Genomic DNA, 23,591 nt, shown 5'->3' with positions numbered 1-23,591 from the left:
TGCGCCGCGTACGACGACCGCGCCGCGCAGGACGGCGCGGCGGGACGGACGAGCCCGAGGAGACGGTTGTGGCGACAGCACCGGAAGTGGGATCCGTGGTGGGCGACTTCACGCTGCCCGGCGGCGAGCTGGTGGGCGATGCCTTCGAGCGCCGCGATTTCACGCTGAGCGCGCAGCGCGGCAAGCCGGTGGTCGTGGCCTTCTACCCGGGCGACAACACGGCCGTGTGCACGAAGCAGCTGTGCTCCTACTCCAGCGGCTTCGAGGAGTTCGCCGGACTCGGCGCCACCGTGTGGGGGATCAGCCCGCAGGACGTCGACAGCCACGAGGGCTTCGCCCGGCGGCACGGGCTGCGGATGCCGCTGCTCGCGGACACCGGGCGCGAGGTCGCGCGCGCCTTCGGGGTGAGCGCCCCGGGGATCGGCCTGCGCCGGTCGGTCTTCCTCATCGCGCCCGACGGCACCCTGCACTGGAAGCACGTCGCGCTGCTGGGCGCGACCTTCCAGAGCGTCTCGACGCTCGCCCGGCAGCTGGCCGCGTTCGCGTAGCCGACGCCGGAGGTTGCGCCGGGCCGGGGGTGAAGATCTCCGGTCCCGGCGGACCGGCCCGCGGCCGGGCGGTAGCGTGCCCGTGCGTGATGGTCACCGACCGTGGGGGATGGATCCGCCGTGCCTGCTGTGCCCGCCCTGCCCGCCGTGCCCCGTCCGGCCGCCGTGATGGGCCCGCTGCTGCCCGGTGATCCGACGCGGATCGCCTCGTACCGCCTCGTGGGCCGGCTCGGCGCGGGCGGGATGGGTGTCGTCTACGGGGCCCTGGACGGCGGCGGCCACAGGGTCGCGCTCAAGACGGTGCATCCGCAGCTCGCCGCCGATCCGCAGTTCCGGGCCCGGTTCCACCGCGAGGTGGGGGTGCTGCGGCGGGTCACCGGGCCGTGCCTGGTCCCCTTCATCGACGCGGACCCGGACGCGCTCGCGCCGTGGCTGGTCACGACGTACGTACCCGGCCCCACCCTGCACCGGTACGTCGCCGCGCACGGGCCGCTGACGGGGGCCCGGCTGCACCTCCTGGCGGCCGGTACGGCGGCCGCGCTGGCCGCCGTACACGCGGCGGGGGTGGTCCACCGGGACCTCAAACCGGCCAATGTGATCCTGTCGCCGGACGGGCCCCGGGTGCTGGACTTCGGCATCGCGCACGTCACGGACGGCACCGCGGTGACCCGTACCGGCGTCATGACCGGCACACCCGGCTGGATCAGCCCGGAGCAGTACCGCGACGGGACGGCGGACGGCCGCGGCGACGTCTTCGCCTGGGGCGCGCTCATCGCCGCGGCGGCCACCGGCAGGCCCGTCTTCGGGACCGGGGCGCCGGACGCGGTGGCGTACCGGGTGCTGCGCGAGGAACCCGACCTGGACGGCGTGCCCGAGGAACTGCACGGCGTCCTGGCCGCCTGCCTGGCCAAGGAACCCGGCGAGCGGCCGATGTCCCGGGCCCTGGCGATCGTCACCGCCCGGCTGCTGGGCGGCGCGGACACCGAGGTGCTGCCCGTGGGCCCGGCCGCCGTACCGGCCACCGCACCGGCCGCCCCGGCCGGGCAGGCGCCGGACGCGGGTGCGGGCGTACCCGTCAACGACGCCCAGATCGCCGCACGTTGGGACATCCCCTCGATCGAGGACCCCTCCTGGGGCGGTGTACCGCTCCCGGGGACCGGGACCACCGCCGCGCCGGCTCCCACCCGCCGCGGGGTGTGGGTGCGCCGGGGGCTGTTCATCGCGGCGGCCGCGGCCCTGGGCGGCGCCGTCGGACTGGGCCTGAGCCTGCTCCCGTCGGGGCACGACGGGCGCGGCGCCGGGGCGGCGGCCTCGTCGTCGCGGTCCCCCGACAACCGGGGCGGTACGTCGTCACGCGCCCCGCAGGGCCTCTCCGCGCCGTCCCGGAGCCCGGGCTCCCAGCCGTCCGCGAGCGGCCCGCCCCCCACGGCCACCGCGAGCGAACCGGCGCTCACCCGGACCACCGTCCACACCATCGCCCCCTGGTCCATGGCCGGCGGGGAACCGGCCGTGGGCATCACGATCACCGGGGAGGCCGCCGGATCCTGCTGGACGGTCTCCAGCAAGACCCCGCGCTCCGACGCCTGGCGGTGCAAGCAGGAGAGCACCATCCTCGATCCCTGCTTCGCCCCCGGCGAGGGACCGTCGGACGTCGTCCTGTGCATGGACGGCACCGCGCGCCGCATGCTGCGCCTGACCCTGACCGAGCCGCTCCCGCAGGACGCCTTCCGCTCCCCCGGCGAACCGGCCCCGACCAGTCTGCTCATCGAACTGGCCAACGGCGAGACCTGCGGCTTCGCCTCCGGCGCCACCTCCGTGCTGGCCGGTCAGCGCCTCAACTACTTCTGCGACGGCGGGGGCACCGTGTACGGCGACCCGGACCGGTCCCACCCGGTCTGGACCGCCGACTACCGCAAGGGCCAGAGCCCCACGACGGAGAGCGTCCCGGTCAGGGCCGCGTACCAGTAGCCCGGACCGGGACGCTCGCGCGCCGCACCGCTCCTCAGTGGTTCTCGACTCCTCAGTGGTTCTCGGTCGGCTGCAGATCGCGCGGGATCAGGGTCCACGTGGTGACCGCCGCGATCACCACGAGGCCTCCGGCCAGCAGGAACGCCGGGGTGATGGCCAGGGTGTAGGCGTGCGAGGCGGCGTCGAGCAGGCTCTGCCCCGCGCTGCCGCCGATCCGCTCGGCGGTGTGCGCGGCCTCGCCCACGGAGTCCCGTACGGCGCTCAGCGTCGGGCCGTCCAGGTCGAGCGCCGGGAGACCCGTCCGGTAAAGCGCGGCGGCCGTGGAGCCGAGGATCGCCACGCCCATGGCCGAGCCGAGTTCGTAGCAGGTCTCCTCGATGGCGGCCGCGCTGGAGACCTCGTCGGCGGGCGCCGTGGAGATCAGGGTCACCGAGGCGACCGTGGTGGCGAGTCCCGCGCCCAGGCCCATGACGGTCAGGGCCACGGCGAAGGCGGGGTAGCCGAGTTCCGCGAACCGCTGGACCGTCCAGGGCAGGGCCATGCCCGCGGCCAGCACCACCAGCCCCGCGCCGAGCACGTGCCGGATCGCGAAGCGCTGCATGAGGGTGGGGGCCACCATCGAGGCGCAGATCAGGGCGAGCGGCGCGGGCAGCAGGCGCAGGCCCGCTTCCAGCGGGGTGTAGCCCTGGCCGTACTGGAACCACTGGGTGACCAGGAACAGGATGGCGCCCATGCCCACCATCGGCAGGAAGATCGCGGTGGCGGCCACGCTGAAGGCGGGCTTGGCGAAGAGCCGGACCTGGAGCAGCGGGTTGTCCAGGCGGAGCTGGCGGCGTACGAACACGGTCAGCAGGACGGCGGCGAGGGCGAGCAGCGCCCAGGGCAGCGGGTCCGCGACTCCGCTCTTGCCCAGCTGCTTGATGCCGCCCGCGAGGGCGAGCATGCCGACGATCGACTGGCCGACGCCCCACCAGTCCCAGCGTCCGGCGGCCCGGGGCGAGCGCGATTCGGGGAGGTAGCGCAGTCCGGCCGCGACGATGACCGCGGTGACGGGGAGGTTGAGGAGGAAGGCGGAGTGCCAGCCGAAGTCCTGGACGAGCAGGCCGCCGACGACCGGCCCGAAGGCCATGCCGCCGCCGAAGACGGCCGCCCAGACGGCGAGGGCGAAGGCCCGTTCCTTGGCGTCGGTGAAGACGCTGCGCAGGATGGACAGGGTGGACGGCATGATCGCCGCGCCGCCGACACCGAGGAGGGCGCGGGCGGCGATGACGTGCCAGGCCTCGGTGGAGAACACGGCGATGAGCGAGGCGACGGCGAAGATGCCGAAACCCGCCATCAGCAGCCGCTTGCGGCCCCAGCGGTCACCGAGGGCGCCCGCGGTGACCAGCAGGCCGGACAGGGCGAGCGCGTAGATGTCGATGATCCACAGCTGCTGCACGGCGCCCGGCTGGAGGTCGCCGACGAGCGAGGGGAACGCCACGTTGAGGATCGTGGTGTCCATCGAGATGAGCAGGAGGCTGCCGGACAGGATCGCGAGCACGATCCAGCGGCGCGGGTCCTGCGGGGTGGTGCGCATGGGGATTCCGTTCGCGGTGGTGCGGGGGCGATTCCTCGGCGCGCCCTCGTCGTGCGGGAACACAGTCGAGGACACTGTGAGATTCGAGCCTCAGTCGTCCCAAACGATACAAAGATGTCTCAGATGAAGCAACTTCGACTCATCCCGACCCCCCTCCATTCCCCTCCATTCCCCTCGGTAAAGATTCAACCAAGTCCAATTTACCCGGGGAGGGCCCTTTAAAAGTTAGGTTAGCCTTCCCTTTATGCAGCTCCTACACCTGGCCGCCTCAGCCGGCTACACCACGCCTCCCCTGTGGCGCGTCCTCACCAAGGCCGGCTACTTCATCGGCCTGACGGGAGCCATCGGCACCACCCTCACCTACGTCACCTCCGGACGCCCTGCGCTCCGCGCACCCGCGAGCCACAGCGGCGACGTGGAGGTCATCAGGCGAAGAACCGCCGGATACCTCGCCTGGGCCGGAGTCGTCCTGCTCGTCGCGGGCTACTTCCAGCTCGCCGCGCGCGTCGCCCGCGCCGGAAAGGGCATGCCGTTCGGTGACGCCCTCGCGCCCGCGCGGATCTCGGACTTCCTGGCCGCCCCGGCGGCCAAGGGCGCCTGGGTCGCCCAGGGCACGCTCTACATCGTGCAGAACGTCGCGCTGGTCATCACCGCCGCCGCGCTGATCGCCCTGTTCCTCCCGTCGGCACGCCGGCACCTGAACGCCGTCGCGCTGACCGCCCTGCCCCTGAGCCTCGCCGTGACGCTCATCGCGGCAGTACCGGCCACCGCGCCCAAGGACTCGGACAAGGTGCTGGACCTCGTGTTCGCCCAGGTCCACATCATCAGCGGTGTGGTCTGGGTCGGCGGCCTGGCCTTCCTCGCCGCCCTCGCCACGGCCCGCGGCCGCCTCGGTGACGGCGCGGGCCTGCTCTGGGCGGACATCTGGCGCCGCTTCTCCCTCGTCGCCCTCGTCTGCGTCGGCGCCGTGCTGACGTCCGGGCTGTGGCTGAGCTGGAAGCACGTCGGCTCGGTCAGCCAGCTGTGGACGACGACGTACGGCCTCTTCGTCCTGATCAAGATCCTGCTGGTCCTGGCCATGGTGGCGGCCGGCGGCGTCAACCAGTTCTGGCTGATGCCCCGCATCGCCCGGGCCCGCGCCGCGGACGACACGTCCTCGCTCCTGCACCTGACCCTGCGGCACTTCCCGAAGATCGTCTGGGGCGAGGTCGCCCTGGGGATCGCCGTCCTGGTCGTCGTCCCGTTCCTCAGCGGCTCCGCCCGCAGCGAGGCGGGCAGCCCGCCCGCCGTCTCGAACGGCAGCGTCTTCGCGGTGGGCGCGGTCCTCGCCCTCACCCTGGTGGCGTCCCTCTACATCACCGTGCGCACCTCCGACGCACTGGCCCGGCGCACGCCCCCGGCGCCCGCACCCACCCCCGCCCCCTCCTCCACTCCCGCATCCGCCTGATCCACACCCCCCCCTGCTCACCCCCCTCACCCCCCTCACCCCCCTCACCCGAAGGTGAGCCTCAGCTAACTCGTCAGGCCCCGACCCCCTCAAGGGGGCCGGGGCCTGATCTCGTTCCAGGGCCTGACGACGTCACCAGGACGACTTGGTCACTCCCGGCAGGAAGCCCGCGTGCGCCTGCTCCCGCATCCTGACCCGGGAGAGTCCGAACTTCCGCAGGTGGCCGCGGGGGCGGCCGTCGACACTGTCGCGGTTGCGGACCCTGGTGGCGCTGGCGTTGCGCGGCTGCCGCCGCAACTCCGCCAGGGCCGCGGCCCGTTCCGGTTCGCCGGAGGCCGGACTGCGCAGGACCTCCTTCAGTTCGGCGCGCCGGGCGGCGTACCGCTCGACCATCGCCTTGCGCTTCTCGTTCTGCGCGATCTTGCTCTTCTTGGCCATCAGACCTTCACCCCGCGCGCCCGGATCCTCGCCACGGCGGCCTCGACGCCGATCACGTCGACGGTCTTGATCGCCCTCGCACTCAAGACCAGGCGGACATGGCGGCCCTCGCTCGCGAGCCAGTACCGCTTGCGCTGGACGTTGGGGTCGAATCGGCGCGGGGTGCGCCGGTGCGAGTGGGAGATGGCGTTGCCGAAGCCCGGCTGGGCGCCGGTCAGCTGACAGTGGGCGGACAAGGGTGTTACCTGCCTCTCGCAAAAGCTAGATGGAAACGATTTCCATTGTCGTATACTAGCCTCATGGCACGCAACGAAGTACGCCCGATCGTCAAGCTCCGCTCCACCGCGGGCACCGGCTACACGTACGTCACCCGCAAGAACCGGCGTAACGACCCGGACCGGATGGTGCTGCGCAAGTTCGACCCCGTCGTCCGGCGGCACGTCGACTTCCGCGAAGAGCGCTGACCCCTCCCCACCCGAGAGCCCGATAGCCCCCGAGAGCCCTCCGAGAGCCCGCGAGAGTCTGAGAGAGAGACACCTCCATGAAGCCTGGAATCCACCCCGCCCACGGGGGACGCAAGTGACCCTGCCCGTCGTCATCGTCGGCGGCATGCACGCCGAGGCCCGCAGGGAGACGGTCGAGCACCTGCTGCGCGGCGTGCCGGACAGCGTCGCCCTGCACCACGACCTGTCGTCGGCCGCCGAGGGGGAGGTGATCCGGACCCTGCGCGACGCCTCGGGCGTCCTCTCCAGCGACCGGACGCCGCTGGTCAACGACTGCGCCTGCTGTGCGCTGCGGGAGGATCTGGTCCCCGAGCTGGAGCGGCTGGCCGCGAGCGGTCTGACGCGCCTGGCCGTCGTCGAGCTGTGGGACTCGGTCGAGCCGAAGGCGATGGCCGAGGTCATCGCCTCCCACGGGGGCCGGGTCCTCGAACTCTCCAACGTCATCACGGCGGTTGACCCCGCGCTCGTCCTGCCCTGCCTCGGCAACGGCGACGACCTCGCCGAGGCGGGGCTCGCCGCCGCCGCCACCGACCGGCGCACCATCGGGGACACCTGGGCCCGGCAGCTGGAGTACGCGCCCGTGCTCGCGCTCGCCGACAGCGAGGAGGCCGACGAGGAGGACCGCGCGCTGCTCTCCCAGCTCCACCCGACGGCCCGTCAGGTACCGGTGGGATCAGTGGAACTGACGCGGCTGGCCTTCGCCGGCTTCGACGTGGAGAGCGCCGCCGCCGCCCAGCATCCCGCCTGCGCGCTCCTCCCGCAGGAGGCCGACGAGGCCGGGGTCGCCACCCTGGTGTGGCACCGCCGCCGGCCCTTCCACCCGGAGCGGCTGTACGAAGCCCTGGAGGACCTCTGCTGCGCGGCGGCCCGCAGCCGCGGCCGGTTCTGGCTCGCCGACCGGCCCGACACGCTGCTCGCCTGGGACGCGGCGGGCGGCGCCCTCTGCGTGGAGGGCGCCGGACCCTGGCTCGCCTCGCTCCCGGACGCCGCCTGGGAACTCGTACCCGCGGTGCGCCGGGCCGCCGCCGCCCTCGACTGGCATCCCAAGCACGGCGACTGCTGCCAGCACCTGGTCTTCACCTCCCCCGGCCTCGACCGCGACGGCCTCGCAGAACTCCTCGACTCCTGCCTGCTGACCGACACCGAGTACGCGGCGGGTCCCGAGGCCTGGAAGCGGCTCCCGGCCGCCTTCGCCCAGCTCCTGGACCCCGTCTCCTGAAGTCCGGTCAGCCAACCGGAGATCCCTGCCTCAGCCGGTGACCGGTCCCGCCGCGCGCTGCCGCGCCCTGCGGTACTCCGTGCGCGCGAGCAGGGAGAAGACGACCGTGGCGCAGAGCGCGACCGCGACGACGACCCACTCCAGTGCTCCGCTGTGCTGGTCGGGGTCGACTCCGAAGGCCGACTCGATCCAGTCGGGCCAGACCAGGGTCAGGAGGAACAGCAGTCCGCTGAGGGAGGCCGCGATCGCCTCGATCCAGCCCCGCAGGCGTACGTTGCGCATCATCGTGCTCACCTTCACCATCGGGGCCGTCAGACCGAAGAGAGGTCGATCCGGAACATGCCGCGGCCGTGGGTGACGCAGACCAGGGTCTCGTCCATCCAGAACAGGTCGTCGACCGAGCAGTTGGCCGGACCCTCGTTCGTCGGCGACCAGGTCGTCCCGGTGTCCTCGCTCGCGAACAGGCCGACCTCGGTACCGCAGTAGAGGAACGCGTGGCGCCGCGGATGTACGGCGAGGGCCCGTACGGGGGCGTCGGGCAGCGTGGGGGAAAGATCGGTCCACTGTGCGCCGCCGTCCCGCGTCACCCACAGGTTGCCCGGCTCGAACCCGCCGAAGGCGACGTAGGCGGTCTTCGCGTCCGCCGGGTGGGCGGTGATGCAGGTGCAGTACCGCTGCGGCCGCAGCGGACTCGGGCCGGTCACTCCCACGCGATCCCAAGTCGGCGTCGCCGCCGTGCCGTTGGCGGTGTGGAAGAGCATGCCGTTGCGGTGGCCCACCCAGACCACGTCGGAGGCGGTCGGGGCCACCGCGAGCGCGCTGATCAGCGATCCCGCGCTGGGCTTGACCGCCTGCCAAGTGGGCCCCGAGGTCGGCGTGTTCGGCGCCTTCGCGTTGTCCGTCCGCCACAGGGACAGCCCGCCGGCCAGCAGCCTCTGCGGATTGCCCGGATCCATGACGAACGGCGCGATGAAGAGCGCCTGCTGGTTCTTGGCGTCGGGAATCCGGAACGGCGGCGGCTTCCAGTCCCAGCCGGGAATCGCGGGGTTCCAGAACTGGCCGCTGATGTACCGGTCCGGGTCATCGGTGGCGCCGCCGTCGTCGTTGCGGTGGATGTTCAGGAAGACGTACTCGCCGTAGAGGACCTGGGGGTCGGTCGGATCGCAGGCGCACCAGCCGCCGTCGCCGCCCTGGAACTCCTTCCATCCCTCGGTCCCGGCCGCGGGGTCGAAGCAGAGCGTGCCGTTGTCCTGCGCACCGCCGATGATCTTTCCGCTGACGGTGTTGCCGGAGCCTCCGAAGAACTGCGTGACGCCGTAGTTGTTGACCAGCTCGGTCCAGCCGTCGACGAACGGCGCCTTCGGCTCCGTCCCCACCACCGCGAGGTCCGCCGCCTTGAACACCCCGCCGTCATTGCCGAAGAACACCGTTCTGTTGTGCGACCCGTCGTAGGAGGGGTGCGAGACGATGGCGTGGTGGTCGGCGTGCGCCGATTCCGGGTCCCACCAGGTGCTGATCTCGGCCAGGTGATCGCCGCCGTCCGTGCTCCGCCACAAGTTGACGCCACCCGTGACGAGTAGGTCCGCGTTCGTCGGGTCTCCCGCCCAGATCGCGTTGCTGTACCAGCCCTGGTCGCCCAGGTAATCGGCCACCTTGCCGCCCGGGCCCCGGGTCTTCCTGCTCTGGTACGTCCTGCCGCCGTCGGCCGACCGCCAGATCTGGCCGGTCTGCGCCTGTACCGAGGCGTAGACCACCGTGGGATCCTTCACCGCGTAGGCCAGTTCGACCCGGCCCGACCACGGGCCGTGGGCAGCGGCCTGCCAGGTGAGCCCGCCGTCAGCGCTGAACCAGGCCTCGCCCGCGTTGAGTGCGCCCGCCACCGCCCGGGCGTCGTCACCCGGATCGAACGCGACCTGGCCGGGCGGGATGTCCAGGACCCGGGTCCAGGTCGCCCGGGCCGGATCGGCACTGCGGAAGAGCCCGGTATCGGTGGCCGCGAGGACCACTTCGCCCGATGCGGACACCGCGATCCGGTTCACCGCACGGAAATCCTCGGTCTGCGTCGCCGGCAAGGGGGTCCACGTGGTCGCGTCGGTGGTGCGGAAGATGCCGTTGCCGCGGAGGGCGTCTCCGTTCGAGAAGCCCTCGCCTGTGCCGACGTAGATCGTCGACGGGTCCGAGGGGTCCATCGCCATGCACGCGCAGGCGAGGTTGCCGAGGAAGTCGTCCACCGGCGCCCACTTCGCGCCGCCGTTACGGGTGACCCACACGCCACCGCCTGCGCTCGCGGCCCACATCTTGTTCGGGTGGCCCGGGTCGACCACGATGGCCCGGGTGCGGCCGCCGATGTTCCCGGGGCCGAGCCACTCCCACTGGGTGAGCGCCATCCCCGCGGTCGGCGCCGGCCTGTCCGCCCGCGCGCCGCGGTGATGGCCGGTCGGCACACCCGCGGTCTGCGGAGCCTGGGCGGTGCTCCGCGCCAGGGAGCGCATCCGGGCGCGTGCCGTCCCCTGCGCGTGCTGCGGCACCCGGCCGTCATCGCCGCGTTCCTGTTCGAGCCGGAACAGCACCCGTGCGTTGGGCAGGTCGGGATAGTCGAGGCGGCGCAGGGCCCGGCGCACCGCCGTGACGGGAAGGCCCTCCAGCGTCTCGTTGGTGGCACCCCGGCTCTTGCGGAGCAACCGCACCTGCTCGACGCTGATGTCCTTGGCTGTGGCGACCTGTTCGTCCGAGACGGTCATGATGCACCTCTGATTGCGAGGGGATCCTGGTCGGTGTGGCCGTGGCAGCGTGTGCCCACGGCTCGGTGTGGGCTACGGGCGGAGCTTGCGGGGACGGCTCCCGGCCGTCTCGTCGAGCACCACCTCCCAGACGGGCGAGGCGCTGTCCTCCCGCACCGCCCGCAGTACTACGGCGTCCTCGGCGCCGGAGCCCGGGCGGACGGTGAGCTCCACCCGCAGGCCGCCGACCCGCCCGTAGTCCAGCACGTCGGCGGCGAGCGGCGGGTGGGGCGGTTGCTGCGGCGCCGCCGGGACCTCCGATTCCGGTTCCGGTTCCCTCTCCGGATCCGGCTCCGGCTCCGGCTCCGTCCCGGTCAGTGCCTCCACCGAGGGAGTCGCTACGCCGACCCGCAGGGCGCCGTGCGCCTCGCGGGGCTGACTCCCCGCCACCTCGGGACCGGGTGGCGCCCCGCCTCCGTACAGGGCCCGGGCGGTCCACCGGATCACGAGCGGGTCCTGGTCCGCCGTCGCGGCGTCCACGGTGTCGACCGTGAACTCGGGCGAGTCGTGCAGTGTCGGCCGAGCCCACGCCGGCAGCCCGATCGGAGGCGATGTCCAGCGCTCGGTTCCCTCGTCCGCGTCGAGCAGTTCGACGTCCAGCACGGGCACGGGCGAGGTACCGACGCGCAGCGCCACCACGTTCCCGTCCACGATCGCGCAGGGGCGCAGATCGCGGCCATGACGCCACATCACCGCGCCGGTTTCCAGGTCCAGCGCAATGAGAGTTCCCTGCCGGTCGTGGACCACGGCCCGTCCCGCGGGTCCGTCGGCCACGCCGCGCGGGATCCTGGGCACCTGGCCCCCAATCGGTCACGCGCCGGCCACGAGCCGCGGTTGTTGTATCGCTGTCGCCTTATATCACTGTCGCCCCGTGCCCACCGAGCGGCAACCGGAGCACACCGCGCTCAGGCCAGCAGAAAGGCCCCCGGCCGGGGACCCGGCCGGGGGCGGACGCCGCGACGTGCCGTCAGGAGACGCTGATGAAGCGGGCGATGCTCGGCACCCCCTGGGCATCCAGGGCGAAGAGCATGTAGGTGCCCGGCAGGACCACGCCCTTGTCGGCCGGGATGGACACCGTGTACGTACCGGTCCCCGCGGCCGTGGACACCAGCGGCACCCGCCGCTGGTCGTTGTCCGTGGAGTGGGTCGCGGCCGCGGCCCGCATCAGGACGAAGGAGGCCACCGGCCCCTCCGTGGCGATGGTGAGCGTGGTGCCGGCGGCGGCCTGGGGCGGCACGCCGCTCGTGATGACGGGACGCGGCTTGGCCGAGCCGTCCGCGTTGAGCAGGTACGGCGGCGTGAACACGGCCCCGTCGGCGTGGTTGGTGGCGCAGTCGCCGCACAGGCCGCCGCCGCCGGAGAAGATCCGCCCGTCGGGCAGCAGGTTCGCCACGCTGTGGTAGTTGCGCGGGATGGCCATGGTGGCGAGCTGGGTGAAGCTTCCGGTCGCCGGGTCCCACAGCTCGGGGGTCAGCACGGACGTGGCGTCGCTGAACGGCACGGGGTACGCCTGCCCGCCGAACACGGCGACCTTGCCGTCGGGCAGGACGACGCTGTTGCCGAAGGCGCGGGCGTAGCCCATGTCGCCCGTGCGCGCGGCGTGGACCTGGTTGCCGTCGATGCTCACCGTGTACGCGCGCCGGGTGGCGGGCGTCTTCTCGTACGCGGGCGAGCCGCCCAGGGTGAGCAGCTTGCCGATGTCGTACGCGACGGCGTTGCCGGTCATGGCGTCCTGGCTGTCGGCCCGGGTCCCGGCGGAGGTGATGCTCCCGTTCCCGCCGGTGGTGATCCAGTTCATCTGCTTGCTCGGTCCCAGCTGGAGCACCTTGCCGCCCGAGACGGCGTGCAGCCACATGTGGTTGTCCGCGCGGTAGGCGCCGGCCGGGTCGGCCGTCATCGCCGGGGCGGCGGGGACGCCGGGGAGCGTGCGCCACGTACGGGTGTCCGGAGACCAGACCTCGCCCGCCTTGTCGCCCGTAACCCCGCTCCAGGATCCGCCGAGGACGAAGGCCTCGCCGGTGGAGAGCAGGGTCATGGCCTGGTAACCGCGGGCGATGTTCATGCTGGTCGTCGCGGACCAGGCATCGGTGGCCGGGTCGTAGATGCTCGCCTTCTCCGCGTTGCTGCCGCCGGTGACCAGGACCCGGCCGTCGGCGAGCATCACTATGCCCGGGCAGAACATGTCATGGCCGGTGTTGTCGATGCGGCGCTGAGTGACCTTGCCCGTCTTCAGGTCCAGGATCGCGGTCTGGGTGTAGCCGTTGCTGCCGCCGAAGCGGTCGACCGCGTACGCCGACCAGGCCAGGAGCTTGTCGCCCGGCAGGACGGCGGTGGCCACCGGCACCAGGGGAAAGCCGGTGATCCGGTCCCAGGAGCCGTGGACGGCCGGGTTGGCCGGGCCGCTCAGGCGTATCTCGGCGGCGGAGGTCCAGGGGCCGCGGTTGCCGGCCTCGCTGGTCACGGTCAGGCGTACGTAGCGGGCGTTCTCGGTGCGGGTGAAGGTGGCGGTCTTGACGGTGTCGTCGTCGCGCCAGGTCCCCGCGGCGACCGGTGCGCCGAAGGTGGTGCCGTCCGTGCTGGTGGTGATGGTGTACGCGCCCGCACGCCCGTTGGGGCCGTCGTTGCGGGGCTGGTAGACGAGGGCGGAGACGGCCGTCGTGCGGTGCATGTCGATGGTGATGCGGTGCGGCGGCGGGACGGGGGTACCGCCCGTCCACTTGCTGTGCCACATGGTGGCGGCGTCACCGTCGAGGACATTGGCTGCGCGGAAGTTCCCGGCGGCGGTCTCCTCGTCGCTCGCCGTGGCCGTCCATCCGGTCCGGGGCAGGTCGACGGTGGCGGCCGGGGTTCCGGGGTCGCCGAGCAGGTTGAGCTCCGCGGCGGAGGTCCAGGGGCCGCGGTTGCCGGCCTCGGTGGCAGCGGTGAGCCGGACGAACCGGGCGCCCTGCGGGGCGAATCCGAGGGTCTTGGCGCTGGCATCGTCCGCGAGGGTGCCGGTGGCGACCGGACTGCCCCAGTTCTGGCCGTCCGCGCTCACACTGATGCTGTACTCACCGACGCGCCCGTTGGACCAGCCGTCGGTGCGGGGCTGGTAAACGAGCGCCGAGACCACCGCCGTGCGGTGCATGTCGATGGTGATGCTGTGCGGAAGCGGGGCGGGGGTGCCCGTCCACTTGCTGTGCCAGATGGTGGCGGTGTTGCCGTCGAGGACGTTGGCCGCGCGGCCGTTCTCCCCGGTGGTCTCCTCGTCGCTCGCGGTGGCGGTCCATCCGGTCCGGTCGAGGACGGGAGCCGTCGGCTCCATGGCGTTCGCCGGGGCCACGCCGTGGTGCGGCGACTGCTTCGCCGTCTGCTGGTCGAAGGGTACGGGCGCCGGCCGGGGTGTCGGGCCGTGGCCGCCCGGCCCCGTACTCGCCACGCCGAGCCAGGGAGTGACCCCGACGAGCAGCGAACCGAGGGCGAGGGCGATGAGCAGATGGGAGCGGCGTAGCGCACGGAACAGGGCGCGGGTGCGTCTGGGCTGCAATCGGACCTCCTGGGCGAACCGTGAACCGCTGCGGGCCCCTAGAAGATAGGTCAACGCACGTCAACTCGACTGTGGAACACACCAGTTGACGCGCTCCGGCGTCGCCGCACGCGGAGCCGTCCCCGCCGCCGTACGCGGAGCCGTCCCCGCCGCTGGACCGGCTCCGGACCGGAGGTGGAGCGACCCGCCACCTTCGAGTGGTGTCGCCCACACCCGGCATGCGCGGTTTCCAAGGCGCAGACGCGAGACGCCACTTCGATCCCCAGGACAAAGCGGTACGCCCACCTTGAGGCACCAAGTAGAAGCCCTCCCCCACGAGTTGACGCGAGCGGAACTCACGGGACGTTGTCGGAGGCAGATGGCACCATCTGGGCCGGTGGTCCATCAGCTACAGGGGGTAGGCATGGAGAGCACGACTGCATACGCATGGCCACGCGGGGCGGAGACGGCGGACAGCGAGGCGCTGGAGCGCTGGCTGGCCCGCCACGGCTGGGAGGTCGACCCGACGGTGTTCATGGCCGGCGGCCTGGGCCCGGCGGTCCAGGTCCGGCGGATCGGCTCCGGCCCGGACGGCGAGGCGGGACTGCTGATCCTGCCGGGCGAGACGGTGGAGTTCGCCGGGGCCCGGATGCGCTTGCGCGCCCTCGGCGAACGCGCCACCACTGGGTCAGGGGCAGCGAGGGCCTGACCCGCCGGGCGACGACAACCCCGGAGACCGGCGCGACGACCACGTCACCGTGGCCAAGGTCGCCGGGCGAAGCCGGCGGGGCCGGCTGATCACCAAGGAACTCGGCTCCTGGCTGCTCGACAACCTGAGTCAGTCAGGCCGCGGACAACGCGGTGCCCGGCGGCAGCACCGCCGGGCACCGCGCCCGCCCCTTGCTTGGGGCGCAAGTTGCGCACAGGAGGCTCGATCGTGCGCCATCGGGTTACGGGAAGTTGACCAGCGTCCAGCGGCCGGATTCGAAGTCGAAGTTGGCGACGCCATGGATGGGACTGCCGCTTGCGTCAGTTCCCTCTTGCAGGGTGACGTTGAAGTCGCGGGAGACTGTACCGGGGGTGTCCTCGGATGCGTTGGCTGTGAGGCTGAACTGCATGCAGTGAGGGAAGCCTTGCAGAAGTCCAGCACCATGGTAGGCGTAGAAGGAATCACTGCCGCCGACCCAACTCCAGAGGAAACCACGCTCAGTTCGAGGTGCGTGGCCCGCGGACTGGAATGCACAGGCCTGGTTCCAGGCCGTGTTGAAGGCTGCCAGGATCTGGGTCCGGGAAGCGTTGACCGTCAGGTTCCTGCCCGGCACGGCCAGGCCGTGTTCGGCCCAGAATTCGTCACCCATCTGCACCCGCAGGGGTGAGTTTGCGTACGTGACGAAGGTGTCGTAGGAGCCGCCCAGGCCCCCGCCGTTGACGTCGTCCGGAATACTCGGCAACGCCTGGCCGGTTCTGGTGACCGACTGAGTGGCGGCGAGTTGGTGGGGTGCGGCAGGAGCGGAGCCGCAGCCCTGGGCGAGAAAGCCGGATGCGACCAGCAGGGCGGCCACAATCCTGGCCTGCGACTTGGAGGTGGTCATGGGGGGCTTCCTCCCTGCCAAGGCACCACGATGCGCGGCCCTGTGACGGGTCCGCACATCGCACCTTCACTGGTGTGGGTCAGTAGCCGCCGTGGTCGTGTCCTCCATGGCCATAGCCCGAGTCATCGTCATCGTCCCAGCCACTGTTGTGACCCCAGCCGCTTTGGTGGCCGCCCCAGCCGTGGTCGCTGTCACCGCAGTCGCCGCCCCTGGCGTGGCTGACGGTCTGCGTCGGAGTTGCGGCCGAAGCCGTACCTGCTGTACCGAGTGCGGCGCCACCCGCCATCAGCAGGCCGGCCGCGGAAACCGCAAAGAGACGCTTCGCCCTCTGTCCTTGCATACGCATGTCAGTTCCTTCCACCCGCGCCGATCCGTAGGGGCGCGGGAAAATGGGCCGCGTCCGCAGAAGAAGTCGTGCGGCGCGGGTCGCATGAGCCGCCGGGTGACTCCGGGAAGCACAAGCACGCACCCACCGTGTACGCGGCCCTGCGGCGTACGTCCCCCGGGGTGGTCACGTGTGGCACCTGAGCCGCTGACGTGCTTCGGCCGCCTAGGGCGGCCCGCAGTTGCGGCGCTCACCTTTCAAGGCTAGTCGCGCATGTGCCCTGCAGCACCTTGAGGCTTACGTGCTCGTCGGCCATCGGCCGGGGCTCCCTTGGCGCCGGCCCCGAATGGCCGTGCTCCGCCGCGGCCCTGACGATGGCCGGAGCGCCTGCCGTGCCGTGTGCTCGGCAGGCCCGACCGGCGGGAGGGGTGCTGTGGGCATCGGCACACAGTTGATCTTTGTCCGGCACGGTGAGGCCAGGTGCAACGTCGCGGGGCTCCTCGGCGGGCCCGCGACCTGCACCGGTCTGACCGTGCGGGGCGTGGAGCAGGTGCGTCTCGCCGCGGCCCGCCTGGTGGTGGAGCATCACACCGAGCGGCCGGTCCAGTACCTGTATGCCGGGCCCCGGCGGCGCCTGCAGGAGACAGGAGCTGTGCTCTCCGCCGTGCTCGGCCTGCCCCTGGTCACGGACGAGGGCCTCGACGGGCTGCACCACGGCAGCGCCGATGGCCTGTCCTGGCGGGATGTCGAGGCCGCCTTCGGGGGCGCGCCGGCCGCTCATCCGGAGCGGGCCTGGGCTCCCGGATCCGACACGTGGGCCGGCTTCCTGCGCCGTGCCGGAGCCGGTCTGGCCCGCCTGGTCGAGCGGCACGAGGGTCAGACCGTCCTGATCGCCGCCCACGGGGAGACGGTCGTCGCCGCATGCCATCTTTTCCTCGGCATCCCGTTGTCGGCCGCCCCCGGCATCGGCTTCGGCGCCGATCATGCCGGGATCACCCGCTTCGAGTACCGCGTCGATCGCTTCGGCCGCCGCAGCTGGACCCTGGCCCTCCTCAACGACACCGCCCACCTGCGCACCTGCCCGTAAGGGTGCGTCGGAGCCGGTACGCCGGGGCCGCGTGGTCAGGCGGCGGCCTCCACGGAATCTCCGCTCGGCGCACTGCGTCCGTATGCCCGCCCCAGGATGCCGCCCGAGCAGACCCGGCGCAGGCTGTATTCGGTCCATGGCAGGGAGTGAGGCGGGCGGGTGCGGCCGCTACTGGGGCTGCGGTCCGCTGATCGTCCGCTCCGTGCCCCGGCTACCCGAAAGGAGTCACCATGCCCATGCTCCTCATCCAGGGTGTCTACCGGATCGCCGGGACGCGCCCGGACGGTGACACGGTCCGCTTCGTCCCGGACGATCCCGCCGACTGGGACCTGGTGCCCGGCCCCCACCACGTGCGCCGCAACGCCACCGGTGGTGCGAATCTCCGGCTGGAGGCGATCGACGCACTGGAGACCCATTACCGGCCCCCGACCGGCGGACCGGTGCTGCACCAGCCGGCCCCGTTCGCCGACGAGGCCTCCGACGAGCTGCTGAACTGGCTGGGCTTCCAGGACGTACAGCGCAAGCCCGACAAGACCGTCAAGGCGCCCACCACCCCGCCCGATGCCCCCGGGTTCATCCTGACCAGGGGCGCGGACAAGTACGGCCGCTGCGTGGCCCTGGCCGGACGCGGTGCCGGCCCGGCCGCCAGCGGCACGCAGGTCGGCGTCACCACGGCGATGCTGAAGAAGACCGCCAACCACCACATGCTCGCCACCGGCCTGGCCTTCCCGACGTACTACCGCAGCTTCTTCCCCGAGCTGCGCACCGAGCTGACCAAGGCCGTCACGGCAGCCCGGCAGGCCGGCAAGAAGATCTGGTCGGTGGACAGGACGACCTCGGGGGCGGAGGTGGTCGCACCGCCGACGATCAGTCAGGACGTCGTGCTGCCCAAGCTGTTCCGCCGCCTGGCCGAGTACCTCGTCCTCAACGACGGCGATCCGGCGCTCGGCGGGTTCCGTGACTTCCTGGCACAGAAGGCCGACAGGTTCACCATCATCTCGACCACCCACTTCACCACCGGCCTCGACCTGGTCGTCGAGGTCAACACCACCAAGGTCAAGATGACCGAGCCCCCCGAGAACCTGCTCTTCGACGAGGGCTGAAGGAGACGGTCACCATGACCCACGCAGCCGACTTCCGCGCCCTGTCCGAACTGCTCACCGGCGAGAGCTCTCTGGACCAGGCTCTGGCCGACGCGTACCGCGAACGCCTCGACCGCGCCTTCCCCGCTGACCTCGACCGCCTCATCGACGCCTGGCGCACCGCCTCCACCCAGGCCGACCCCGGCCAGGCCCTGGCCGCCGCGCTCGACGCCGACACCGCGCTGGCCCGCACCGCCAAGGAAACGATCATGGTGTGGTTCACCGCCCAGTTCAAGCGGCCCGACGGGACCCAGGACCCTCCCGGCACCCCGGAGCAGTACCGGGCCGGGCTGGTCTGGCAGGTCATCAAGGCCCACCCCCTGTCCGCCGCACCCGCCGCGCCCGCCGGCGGATACGGCTACTGGGCCGACCAGCCCGACCAGCCCTGAGCGAGAGGAGAACCGACATGTCCTTCGACTACGACGTCGTCATCGTCGGCGCAGGTGTGGCCGGCTCCCTGGCCGCTTGCCGGATCAAGGCGGCCAAGCCCCAGGCCCGGGTGCTGCTCCTAGAGGCCGGCGACAACGGCCTCGACGCTGCCCAGCGCACCACGTTCGTCGAGGCCTATCAGGTCTCCCCGACGAAGAACGTGCCCACCCCGTACGCGGCACTGCCCAACAATGCCCAGGCCTACGCCCCCTCCTCGGACGGCGTCGGCGATCCGCTGCTCATGAACAGTTACTACGTCGAAGCGGGCCCGGATCTGTTCAAGAGCGGCTTCCAGCGGATGGCCGGCGGCAGCACCTGGGCCTGGCGCGGCAACTGCCCGCGCTTCCTGCCCGCCGACTTCCAGCTCAAGAAGCTGTACAACGTCGGGGTCGACTGGCCGATCACGTACGACCAGCTGGAGCCGTACTACGTGCAGGCCGAGGCAGAGCTCGGCGTCTCGGGCAACCACGACGAGTGGGACGGCCTGTACGGGGCCCACCGCAGCGCCCCCTTCCCCATGCCCGGGATCGTCGCCGGCTACGGCGACACCCGGGTGCGCGCGGCCCTGGCCACCATCGGGCCGCTCGACGGCATCCCGGTCACCGTCGTCACCACGCCCCAGGCCCGCAACTCCGAGGAGTACCAAGGACGCAGCGCCTGCCAGGGCAATTCCAGCTGCATCCCCATCTGCCCCTCCGGCGCCAAGTACGACGCCTCGGTGCACGTCAAGCGTGCCCGCGACGAGCTGGACGTGGAGGTCCGCACCCGCAGCGTGGTCACCCGGCTGATCGCCGACCCCGGCCCCGGCCCCGGCCCCGGCCCGGAGGTGCACACCGTCGTCTACCGGAGCCATCCGGACACCGCCACCGAGCACAAGGTGACCGGCGCCCACATCGTGCTGGCCCTCAACGCGATCGAGACGCCCAAACTGTGGCTGGCCTCCGAGCTGAAGAACAACAGCGACCAGGTCGGACGGAACCTCATGGACCACCTCGCCGAGGAGGTCGTCGGACACTTCGGCGAACCCGTCTACCCCTTCCGCGGACCCCAGTCCATCCTCAGCATCGAGACGTTCCGCGACGGGACGTTCCGCAAGACGAACGGCGCGTTCCGCATCACCATCGGCAACGACGGCTGGGGCCGCACCGAAAGCCCCGGCGCCGCCGTGGAACGTCTGATGTGGGACGCCACCACCGGCAAGGTCAAGCAGTTCGGCAAGCCCCTCCAGCAGAAGGTGGCCGCGCGGGTCACCCACATGCTGCGCTTCGGCTACTCCACCGAGCAGCTGCCCGACCCCGCCAACCGCGTCACGCTCTCGGACGAGACGGACGCGCTCGGGGTGCGCCGGCCGAAGATCACCTACAAGATCGACGACTACTCCAAGCGCGCCCTGGCCTACGGCCACAGCGTCACCCGCCGCATGTGGCAACACCTCGAACAGACCTCGGGCGCCACCGACGTCGACCCCCAGCAGCCACTCTTGCGCTACAACGGCGCCGGCCACCTCATGGGCACCATGCGCATGGGCGACAGCAACGCCACCAACGTCGTCCACCCCGACGGGAACGCCCACGACCACCCCAACGTGTGGGTCGTCGGCTCCGCCGTCTTCCCCACCAGCGGCACCGCCAACCCCACCCTCACCCTCGCCGCCACCACCCTGCGCACCGCCGACATCCTCGTCGCCCGCCTCTGAACTCGGCCGTCCGCCCTGTGCTCCTCAGCCCTCGGTGAAGACGATGTCCTCGGGCGAGATGGTCATCCGCACCGCCGTGCCGCCGTTGACGATCTCGACCAGGGGCTTGAGGCTCAGCTCGGGCGTGCCGGCCGGCTCGATCCTGAGTTCGTCCCCGCCGCCGGCCAGGAAGGTGGGGAAGCCGTTCAGGGACGGCTCCACCAGGTTGAAGTGGTCCACCAGCCGCCGGAACAGCTTCGGCAGGATGACCACGTCGCCGGTGAGGGAGGACATGCCGGTGATGACCGCCCCGTCGGGGGCGGTGGTGACGTCCGAAGGCCAGAGCCCGAGGCCGGCCGTGCGGGCCTGCTGGGCGACGGCGGCCATCTCGGCCCGCAGCTCGGGGAGGAACTTGGCGTAGAAGGTCGGGTAGGCCAGGCCGGTGGACAGCATGTGGTGGTTGGCGGTGGTGCGCAGCAGCGCCACGTCGACGTCGACCTGGCTGCCGTCGGTGCCCGGCGGCGTGCCGACGCCGAGCAGCGCGATGCAGCGGCCGAACTTGTCGGCGCCCTGGGTGAGGATGAAGCCGGGCGTCTCTTTGGGGGTGGCGGCGGTGACCGTCTCGCCGTTGTGCCGGACGTCGGTGAAGCCGAGGAAGGCGAGCAGTTCCTCGGCCGCCTTGTGGGCGAACTCCAGCGGCTGGTGGGCGCCCGGCCCTGTCCGGCTGTAGTGCGTTTCCAGGGCGTCGATGGCGTCGAGCCGCAGCCGGACGGTGTTCTTGCCATCGACCTTGACCGGACAGCCCTCAACCTTCTGGAAGACTTTCGGGTCGGTCGGCTTGAAGGCGACGGTGTCGCCGTCCGGCTGGAGGTTGAGCACCTGGTACGAACCCTGGACCAGCAGCATCGACATGGCAGCCCCTCGGGGGAGGTGGGCGGAGCCGCCTGCTCCGTCGGCGTGTGCCGGTGCGCGCCAGCATGCGACGTGACTGTCGGTGACGCCATCGTCACTGGGCGGCGAAGGCGTCGCCACCCTACGTTCGCGCCCGGCCGACTTCAATCACCCTCGGCCGCGTGCCGCAGGAGCGGGGGGGGAAGGCTGGCGTCGGGTGACGCGACGGCTGCTGATTCGAGCCGAAACTCGTGGCACGACGCAAGGCGCCCCGCCAGGAAGACCGCGGCCGAAGCCACGGAATGGCTCAGAGGCGTCGTGTCCGTCCGCGTTCGGCTGCGCTAGCGTCGCCCTCCCAACACCAAGGGGAGGTCTCGTGCGCGCTCTCGTCTATCTGCGTCCAGGCACCGCCGAACTGCAGGACCGGCCCACCGCACGCGTCGTGAACGGTGATGACGTCGTGGTGGAGATCGTGGGTACGGGGGTCTGCGGAACGGACCGCAAGATCCTGCTCGGGCGGTTCCCGGCCCGGCCGGGCGTGGTGCTCGGACACGAGTCGGTGGGTGTGGTGCGGGAGACCGGGCCCCAGGTGCGTTCGGTCGGGGTGGGGGACCGGGTGGTGGTCAACCCGACGCTGTACTGCGGCTGGTGCACCCCGTGCCGCCGGGGAGCGACCAACTTCTGCCGTCACAAGGCCGGGACCGAGGTCGGCGTCGACCGGGACGGCACGTACGCGGAGAGCGTGACCTTGCCGGAACGTTTCCTCGAACGGGTTCCCGCCGGGCTGCCCTTCCGCAGCGCGGTACTGATCGAGCCGCTCGCATGCGTCCTGAGCAACGTCCGGGCAGCGTCCGTCACTTTCGACGACACCGTGGTGGTGCTCGGCGCCGGCCCGATCGGGATGCTGACCGCATGGGTCGCCGCCCGCCAGGCACGTCGAGTCACCGTCGCCGAACCGGACGGGTACCGGCTGGAGCGGGCCCGCGAACAGTTCGCGAACGTGGTGGACGTGGCCGGAACGGACACGGCCGAGGCCGTGGTGAAGGCATCGGGTGGCGAGCGTCCCTCCGTCGTCTTCGACACCACGGGGACCGGCCTGGACACGGCACTACGGCTGATCGACGACGGCGGCCGGATCGTGGTGATGGGCTTCGACGACACCTACACCGTGCCCCTGCGCCCGCTCCAGCTCACGAACCGGGGCATCCAGCTGATCGGCGCCGGGGACTACCGGGCCGACATCTTCCCGGTCGCCGTGGACCTGGCCGCCGAACTCGGCGACCCGCAGCGACCCGGCAGCGGCACCGGACAGGTCCTGGAGCGGCTGGTGACGCACGAGTTCCCTCTCGAACGGTACGCGGAGGCCTTCACCGCGCTCGGCGGGCTCACCGCGGGCGACGGGAACCACGACACCGGACGGCCGCCGCGCTACGACGCGCTCAAGGTCGTCATCCGCTCGCACTCCGGCCCGGTCGGCGCCGACGGCTGGCCGGTGGGCGTGTGAGGGCGCCGCGACTCGGCGCGATCGAGTCCGGCGGGACCAAGTTCGTCTGCCTGGTCGGCTCGGCCCCCGACCGGATCGAGGCCGAGATCCGGTTCCCGACCGGTGAACCCGGCCCCACCCTGGCGCGGGCCATCGCGTTCTTCCAGGAGACGGCCGCCGAAATCGGACCGTTGGACGCGATCGGCATCGCCTCCTTCGGGCCCCTCGAACTGCGCCCGGGCCATGCGAGGTTCGGCCATCTCACCGCCACGCCCAAACCCGGCTGGTCCGGGGTGGACGTCGCCGGCCCGGTCGCCGCCGCGCTGGGCGTGCCCGTGGGCATCGACACCGACGTGAACGGCGCGGCCCTCGGCGAGGGCCGCTGGGGCGCGGCGCGCGGCCTGGACACCTACGTCTACCTCACCGTCGGCACCGGCATCGGCGGCGGCGCGGTGATCGGGGGTGAGGTGGTCAGCGGCCTGGTCCACACCGAGATGGGCCACCTCGCGGTGCCCCGCATCGCCGGTGATGACTTTCCCGGCTCCTGCCCCTTCCACGGCGACTGCTGGGAGGGGCTGGCGGGCGGCGAGGCCATGGGTGCCCGCTGGGGGACCCCGGCCGAAGAACTGACCGGCGACGTCCTGCACCAGGCGCTGCAGCTGGAGGCGGCCTACCTGGCCGCGGGGCTGCGCAACATCGTCTACACGACCGCACCCCAGCGGATCGTGATCGGCGGCGGTGTCGCGGAACTCCCCGGGCTCTTCCCGCTGCTCCACGCCGAACTGACCCGGACACTGGCCGGCTACCCGGGGCTGCCCGAGCACGCGGCCGAGGACTTCGTGGTCCCGGCACGACTCGGCCGGCTCGCCGGTCCGGCGGGCGGTCTGGTGCTGGCGGCCGGGGCGGCCGCCGCCGCCCGGCCCCGGCCCGGCACTGGTCCATCGGGGGGACCGCGCGAGTGAGGGCGGCCCCGGTCCGGGCAG

21 protein-coding genes are annotated in these 23,591 nt (G+C 72.0%); 12 read left to right on the top strand and 9 right to left on the bottom strand.

Translation table 11 applies throughout. The features are described 5' to 3' along the window. Positions 1 to 68 precede the first annotated feature (68 nt). Together OHS33_RS30705 and OHS33_RS30700 are read left to right on the top strand one after the other, a co-directional pair. The gene (locus OHS33_RS30705; RefSeq protein WP_330333661.1) at positions 69 to 548 is read left to right on the top strand and encodes a peroxiredoxin; all 480 of its coding nucleotides are present in this window, start codon (positions 69 to 71) and stop codon (positions 546 to 548) included. 120 nt (positions 549 to 668) lie between these two features. Next, a complete protein-coding gene (locus OHS33_RS30700; protein WP_330333660.1) occupies positions 669 to 2,516 on the top strand; it encodes a serine/threonine-protein kinase in 1,848 nt (615 codons plus the stop codon). Between the two features lie 52 nt (positions 2,517 to 2,568). On the opposite strand, the gene OHS33_RS30695 is transcribed toward OHS33_RS30700, so the two are convergent. Further along, positions 2,569 to 4,092 (bottom strand): MFS transporter, encoded by a 1,524-nt coding sequence (locus OHS33_RS30695; RefSeq protein ID WP_443065371.1) that lies wholly within the window; start codon positions 4,090 to 4,092, stop codon positions 2,569 to 2,571. A gap of 244 nt (positions 4,093 to 4,336) precedes the next feature. Here OHS33_RS30695 and OHS33_RS30690 point away from each other — a divergent pair, with 244 nt between their 5' ends. Further along, positions 4,337 to 5,539, top strand: a complete 1,203-nt coding sequence (locus tag OHS33_RS30690; RefSeq protein WP_330333659.1) for a copper resistance D family protein — start codon at positions 4,337 to 4,339, stop codon at positions 5,537 to 5,539. Positions 5,540 to 5,671: 132 nt separating this feature from the next. Here OHS33_RS30690 and rpsN read toward each other — a convergent pair whose 3' ends face one another. Together rpsN and rpmB are read right to left on the bottom strand one after the other, a co-directional pair. After that, positions 5,672 to 5,977, bottom strand: a complete 306-nt coding sequence (gene rpsN / locus OHS33_RS30685; protein ID WP_330333658.1) for a 30S ribosomal protein S14 — start codon at positions 5,975 to 5,977, stop codon at positions 5,672 to 5,674. Further along, positions 5,977 to 6,213 (bottom strand): 50S ribosomal protein L28, encoded by a 237-nt coding sequence (rpmB, locus tag OHS33_RS30680; RefSeq protein WP_330333657.1) that lies wholly within the window; start codon positions 6,211 to 6,213, stop codon positions 5,977 to 5,979. Before rpmB ends, rpsN begins: the two co-directional genes overlap by 1 nt. 63 nt (positions 6,214 to 6,276) lie before the next feature. Here rpmB and rpmG point away from each other — a divergent pair, with 63 nt between their 5' ends. Both rpmG and OHS33_RS30670 read left to right on the top strand, forming a co-directional pair. Continuing rightward, positions 6,277 to 6,441, top strand: coding sequence for a 50S ribosomal protein L33 (rpmG, locus tag OHS33_RS30675; RefSeq protein WP_030162346.1), 165 nt, complete (start codon positions 6,277 to 6,279; stop codon positions 6,439 to 6,441). A 145-nt stretch (positions 6,442 to 6,586) separates the two neighbouring features. After that, positions 6,587 to 7,699 (top strand): CobW family GTP-binding protein, encoded by a 1,113-nt coding sequence (locus OHS33_RS30670; protein ID WP_330335269.1) that lies wholly within the window; start codon positions 6,587 to 6,589, stop codon positions 7,697 to 7,699. Between the two features lie 30 nt (positions 7,700 to 7,729). Here OHS33_RS30670 and OHS33_RS30665 read toward each other — a convergent pair whose 3' ends face one another. From OHS33_RS30665 to OHS33_RS30650, 4 genes are all read right to left on the bottom strand, one after another. Further along, positions 7,730 to 7,984, bottom strand: coding sequence for an ABC transporter permease (locus OHS33_RS30665; RefSeq protein ID WP_330333656.1), 255 nt, complete (start codon positions 7,982 to 7,984; stop codon positions 7,730 to 7,732). 26 nt (positions 7,985 to 8,010) lie between these two features. Beyond that, positions 8,011 to 10,440, bottom strand: coding sequence for a WD40/YVTN/BNR-like repeat-containing protein (locus tag OHS33_RS30660; protein WP_330333655.1), 2,430 nt, complete (start codon positions 10,438 to 10,440; stop codon positions 8,011 to 8,013). Positions 10,441 to 10,512: 72 nt separating this feature from the next. Beyond that, the gene (locus tag OHS33_RS30655; protein ID WP_330333654.1) at positions 10,513 to 11,253 is read right to left on the bottom strand and encodes a hypothetical protein; all 741 of its coding nucleotides are present in this window, start codon (positions 11,251 to 11,253) and stop codon (positions 10,513 to 10,515) included. A 193-nt stretch (positions 11,254 to 11,446) separates the two neighbouring features. Continuing rightward, positions 11,447 to 14,005 carry a discoidin domain-containing protein gene (locus OHS33_RS30650; RefSeq protein ID WP_330333653.1) on the bottom strand — a complete coding sequence of 853 codons (2,559 nt, stop codon included), beginning with the start codon at positions 14,003 to 14,005 and terminating at the stop codon, positions 11,447 to 11,449. A 403-nt stretch (positions 14,006 to 14,408) separates the two neighbouring features. Between OHS33_RS30650 and OHS33_RS30645 the strand changes: the two genes are divergently transcribed. After that, positions 14,409 to 14,693, top strand: coding sequence for a hypothetical protein (locus OHS33_RS30645; RefSeq protein WP_330333652.1), 285 nt, complete (start codon positions 14,409 to 14,411; stop codon positions 14,691 to 14,693). Positions 14,694 to 14,934: 241 nt separating this feature from the next. On the opposite strand, the gene OHS33_RS30640 is transcribed toward OHS33_RS30645, so the two are convergent. Further along, entirely contained in the window at positions 14,935 to 15,576 is a 642-nt protein-coding gene (locus OHS33_RS30640; RefSeq protein ID WP_330333651.1) for a hypothetical protein, read from the bottom strand. Between the two features lie 758 nt (positions 15,577 to 16,334). Here OHS33_RS30640 and OHS33_RS30635 point away from each other — a divergent pair. The 4 genes from OHS33_RS30635 (at position 16,335) to OHS33_RS30620 (ending at position 20,255) form a co-directional block, all read left to right on the top strand. Further along, positions 16,335 to 16,988: a histidine phosphatase family protein gene (locus tag OHS33_RS30635; RefSeq protein ID WP_330333650.1), complete on the top strand. Its 654-nt coding sequence runs from the start codon at positions 16,335 to 16,337 to the stop codon at positions 16,986 to 16,988. 230 nt (positions 16,989 to 17,218) lie between these two features. Then, positions 17,219 to 18,091, top strand: a complete 873-nt coding sequence (locus tag OHS33_RS30630; RefSeq protein WP_330333649.1) for a thermonuclease family protein — start codon at positions 17,219 to 17,221, stop codon at positions 18,089 to 18,091. 14 nt (positions 18,092 to 18,105) lie between these two features. Next, positions 18,106 to 18,519, top strand: a complete 414-nt coding sequence (locus OHS33_RS30625; RefSeq protein WP_330333648.1) for a sugar dehydrogenase complex small subunit — start codon at positions 18,106 to 18,108, stop codon at positions 18,517 to 18,519. Positions 18,520 to 18,536: 17 nt separating this feature from the next. Continuing rightward, positions 18,537 to 20,255 (top strand): GMC family oxidoreductase, encoded by a 1,719-nt coding sequence (locus tag OHS33_RS30620; protein WP_330333647.1) that lies wholly within the window; start codon positions 18,537 to 18,539, stop codon positions 20,253 to 20,255. 24 nt (positions 20,256 to 20,279) lie between these two features. On the opposite strand, the gene OHS33_RS30615 is transcribed toward OHS33_RS30620, so the two are convergent. Further along, positions 20,280 to 21,146: a thermonuclease family protein gene (locus OHS33_RS30615; protein WP_330333646.1), complete on the bottom strand. Its 867-nt coding sequence runs from the start codon at positions 21,144 to 21,146 to the stop codon at positions 20,280 to 20,282. A 355-nt stretch (positions 21,147 to 21,501) separates the two neighbouring features. On the opposite strand from OHS33_RS30615, the gene OHS33_RS30610 reads away from it, so the two are divergent. Further along, positions 21,502 to 22,629 (top strand): zinc-dependent alcohol dehydrogenase, encoded by a 1,128-nt coding sequence (locus tag OHS33_RS30610; RefSeq protein WP_330333645.1) that lies wholly within the window; start codon positions 21,502 to 21,504, stop codon positions 22,627 to 22,629. After that, on the top strand, positions 22,626 to 23,570 hold the full coding sequence (locus OHS33_RS30605; RefSeq protein ID WP_330333644.1) for an ROK family protein: 945 nt from the start codon (positions 22,626 to 22,628) through the stop codon (positions 23,568 to 23,570). Before OHS33_RS30610 ends, OHS33_RS30605 begins: the two co-directional genes overlap by 4 nt. Positions 23,571 to 23,591 lie beyond the last annotated feature (21 nt).

Origin of the sequence: Streptomyces sp. NBC_00536, from assembly GCF_036346295.1 — a bacterium.
GTDB lineage: Bacteria > Actinomycetota > Actinomycetes > Streptomycetales > Streptomycetaceae > Streptomyces.
Note: the sequence above shows the minus strand (reverse complement) of the source record. Positions and strands in the feature narration are given on the sequence as shown.

What these genes read in the sequence shown, in the direction of transcription:
- rpmG (WP_030162346.1), top strand. Translation starts at nt 6,277, where the DNA reads ATGGCACGCAACGAAGTACGCCCGATCGTCAAGCTCCGCTCCACCGCG.
- OHS33_RS30690 (WP_330333659.1), top strand. Translation starts at nt 4,337, where the DNA reads ATGCAGCTCCTACACCTGGCCGCCTCAGCCGGCTACACCACGCCTCCC.
- OHS33_RS30670 (WP_330335269.1), top strand. Translation starts at nt 6,587, where the DNA reads ATGCACGCCGAGGCCCGCAGGGAGACGGTCGAGCACCTGCTGCGCGGC.
- OHS33_RS30665 (WP_330333656.1), bottom strand. Translation starts at nt 7,984, where the DNA reads ATGATGCGCAACGTACGCCTGCGGGGCTGGATCGAGGCGATCGCGGCC.
- OHS33_RS30620 (WP_330333647.1), top strand. Translation starts at nt 18,537, where the DNA reads ATGTCCTTCGACTACGACGTCGTCATCGTCGGCGCAGGTGTGGCCGGC.
- OHS33_RS30615 (WP_330333646.1), bottom strand. Translation starts at nt 21,146, where the DNA reads ATGTCGATGCTGCTGGTCCAGGGTTCGTACCAGGTGCTCAACCTCCAG.
- OHS33_RS30625 (WP_330333648.1), top strand. Translation starts at nt 18,106, where the DNA reads ATGACCCACGCAGCCGACTTCCGCGCCCTGTCCGAACTGCTCACCGGC.
- OHS33_RS30645 (WP_330333652.1), top strand. Translation starts at nt 14,409, where the DNA reads ATGGAGAGCACGACTGCATACGCATGGCCACGCGGGGCGGAGACGGCG.
- OHS33_RS30640 (WP_330333651.1), bottom strand. Translation starts at nt 15,576, where the DNA reads ATGACCACCTCCAAGTCGCAGGCCAGGATTGTGGCCGCCCTGCTGGTC.
- OHS33_RS30695 (WP_443065371.1), bottom strand. Translation starts at nt 4,092, where the DNA reads ATGCGCACCACCCCGCAGGACCCGCGCCGCTGGATCGTGCTCGCGATC.
- rpsN (WP_330333658.1), bottom strand. Translation starts at nt 5,977, where the DNA reads ATGGCCAAGAAGAGCAAGATCGCGCAGAACGAGAAGCGCAAGGCGATG.
- OHS33_RS30630 (WP_330333649.1), top strand. Translation starts at nt 17,219, where the DNA reads ATGCCCATGCTCCTCATCCAGGGTGTCTACCGGATCGCCGGGACGCGC.
- OHS33_RS30660 (WP_330333655.1), bottom strand. Translation starts at nt 10,440, where the DNA reads ATGACCGTCTCGGACGAACAGGTCGCCACAGCCAAGGACATCAGCGTC.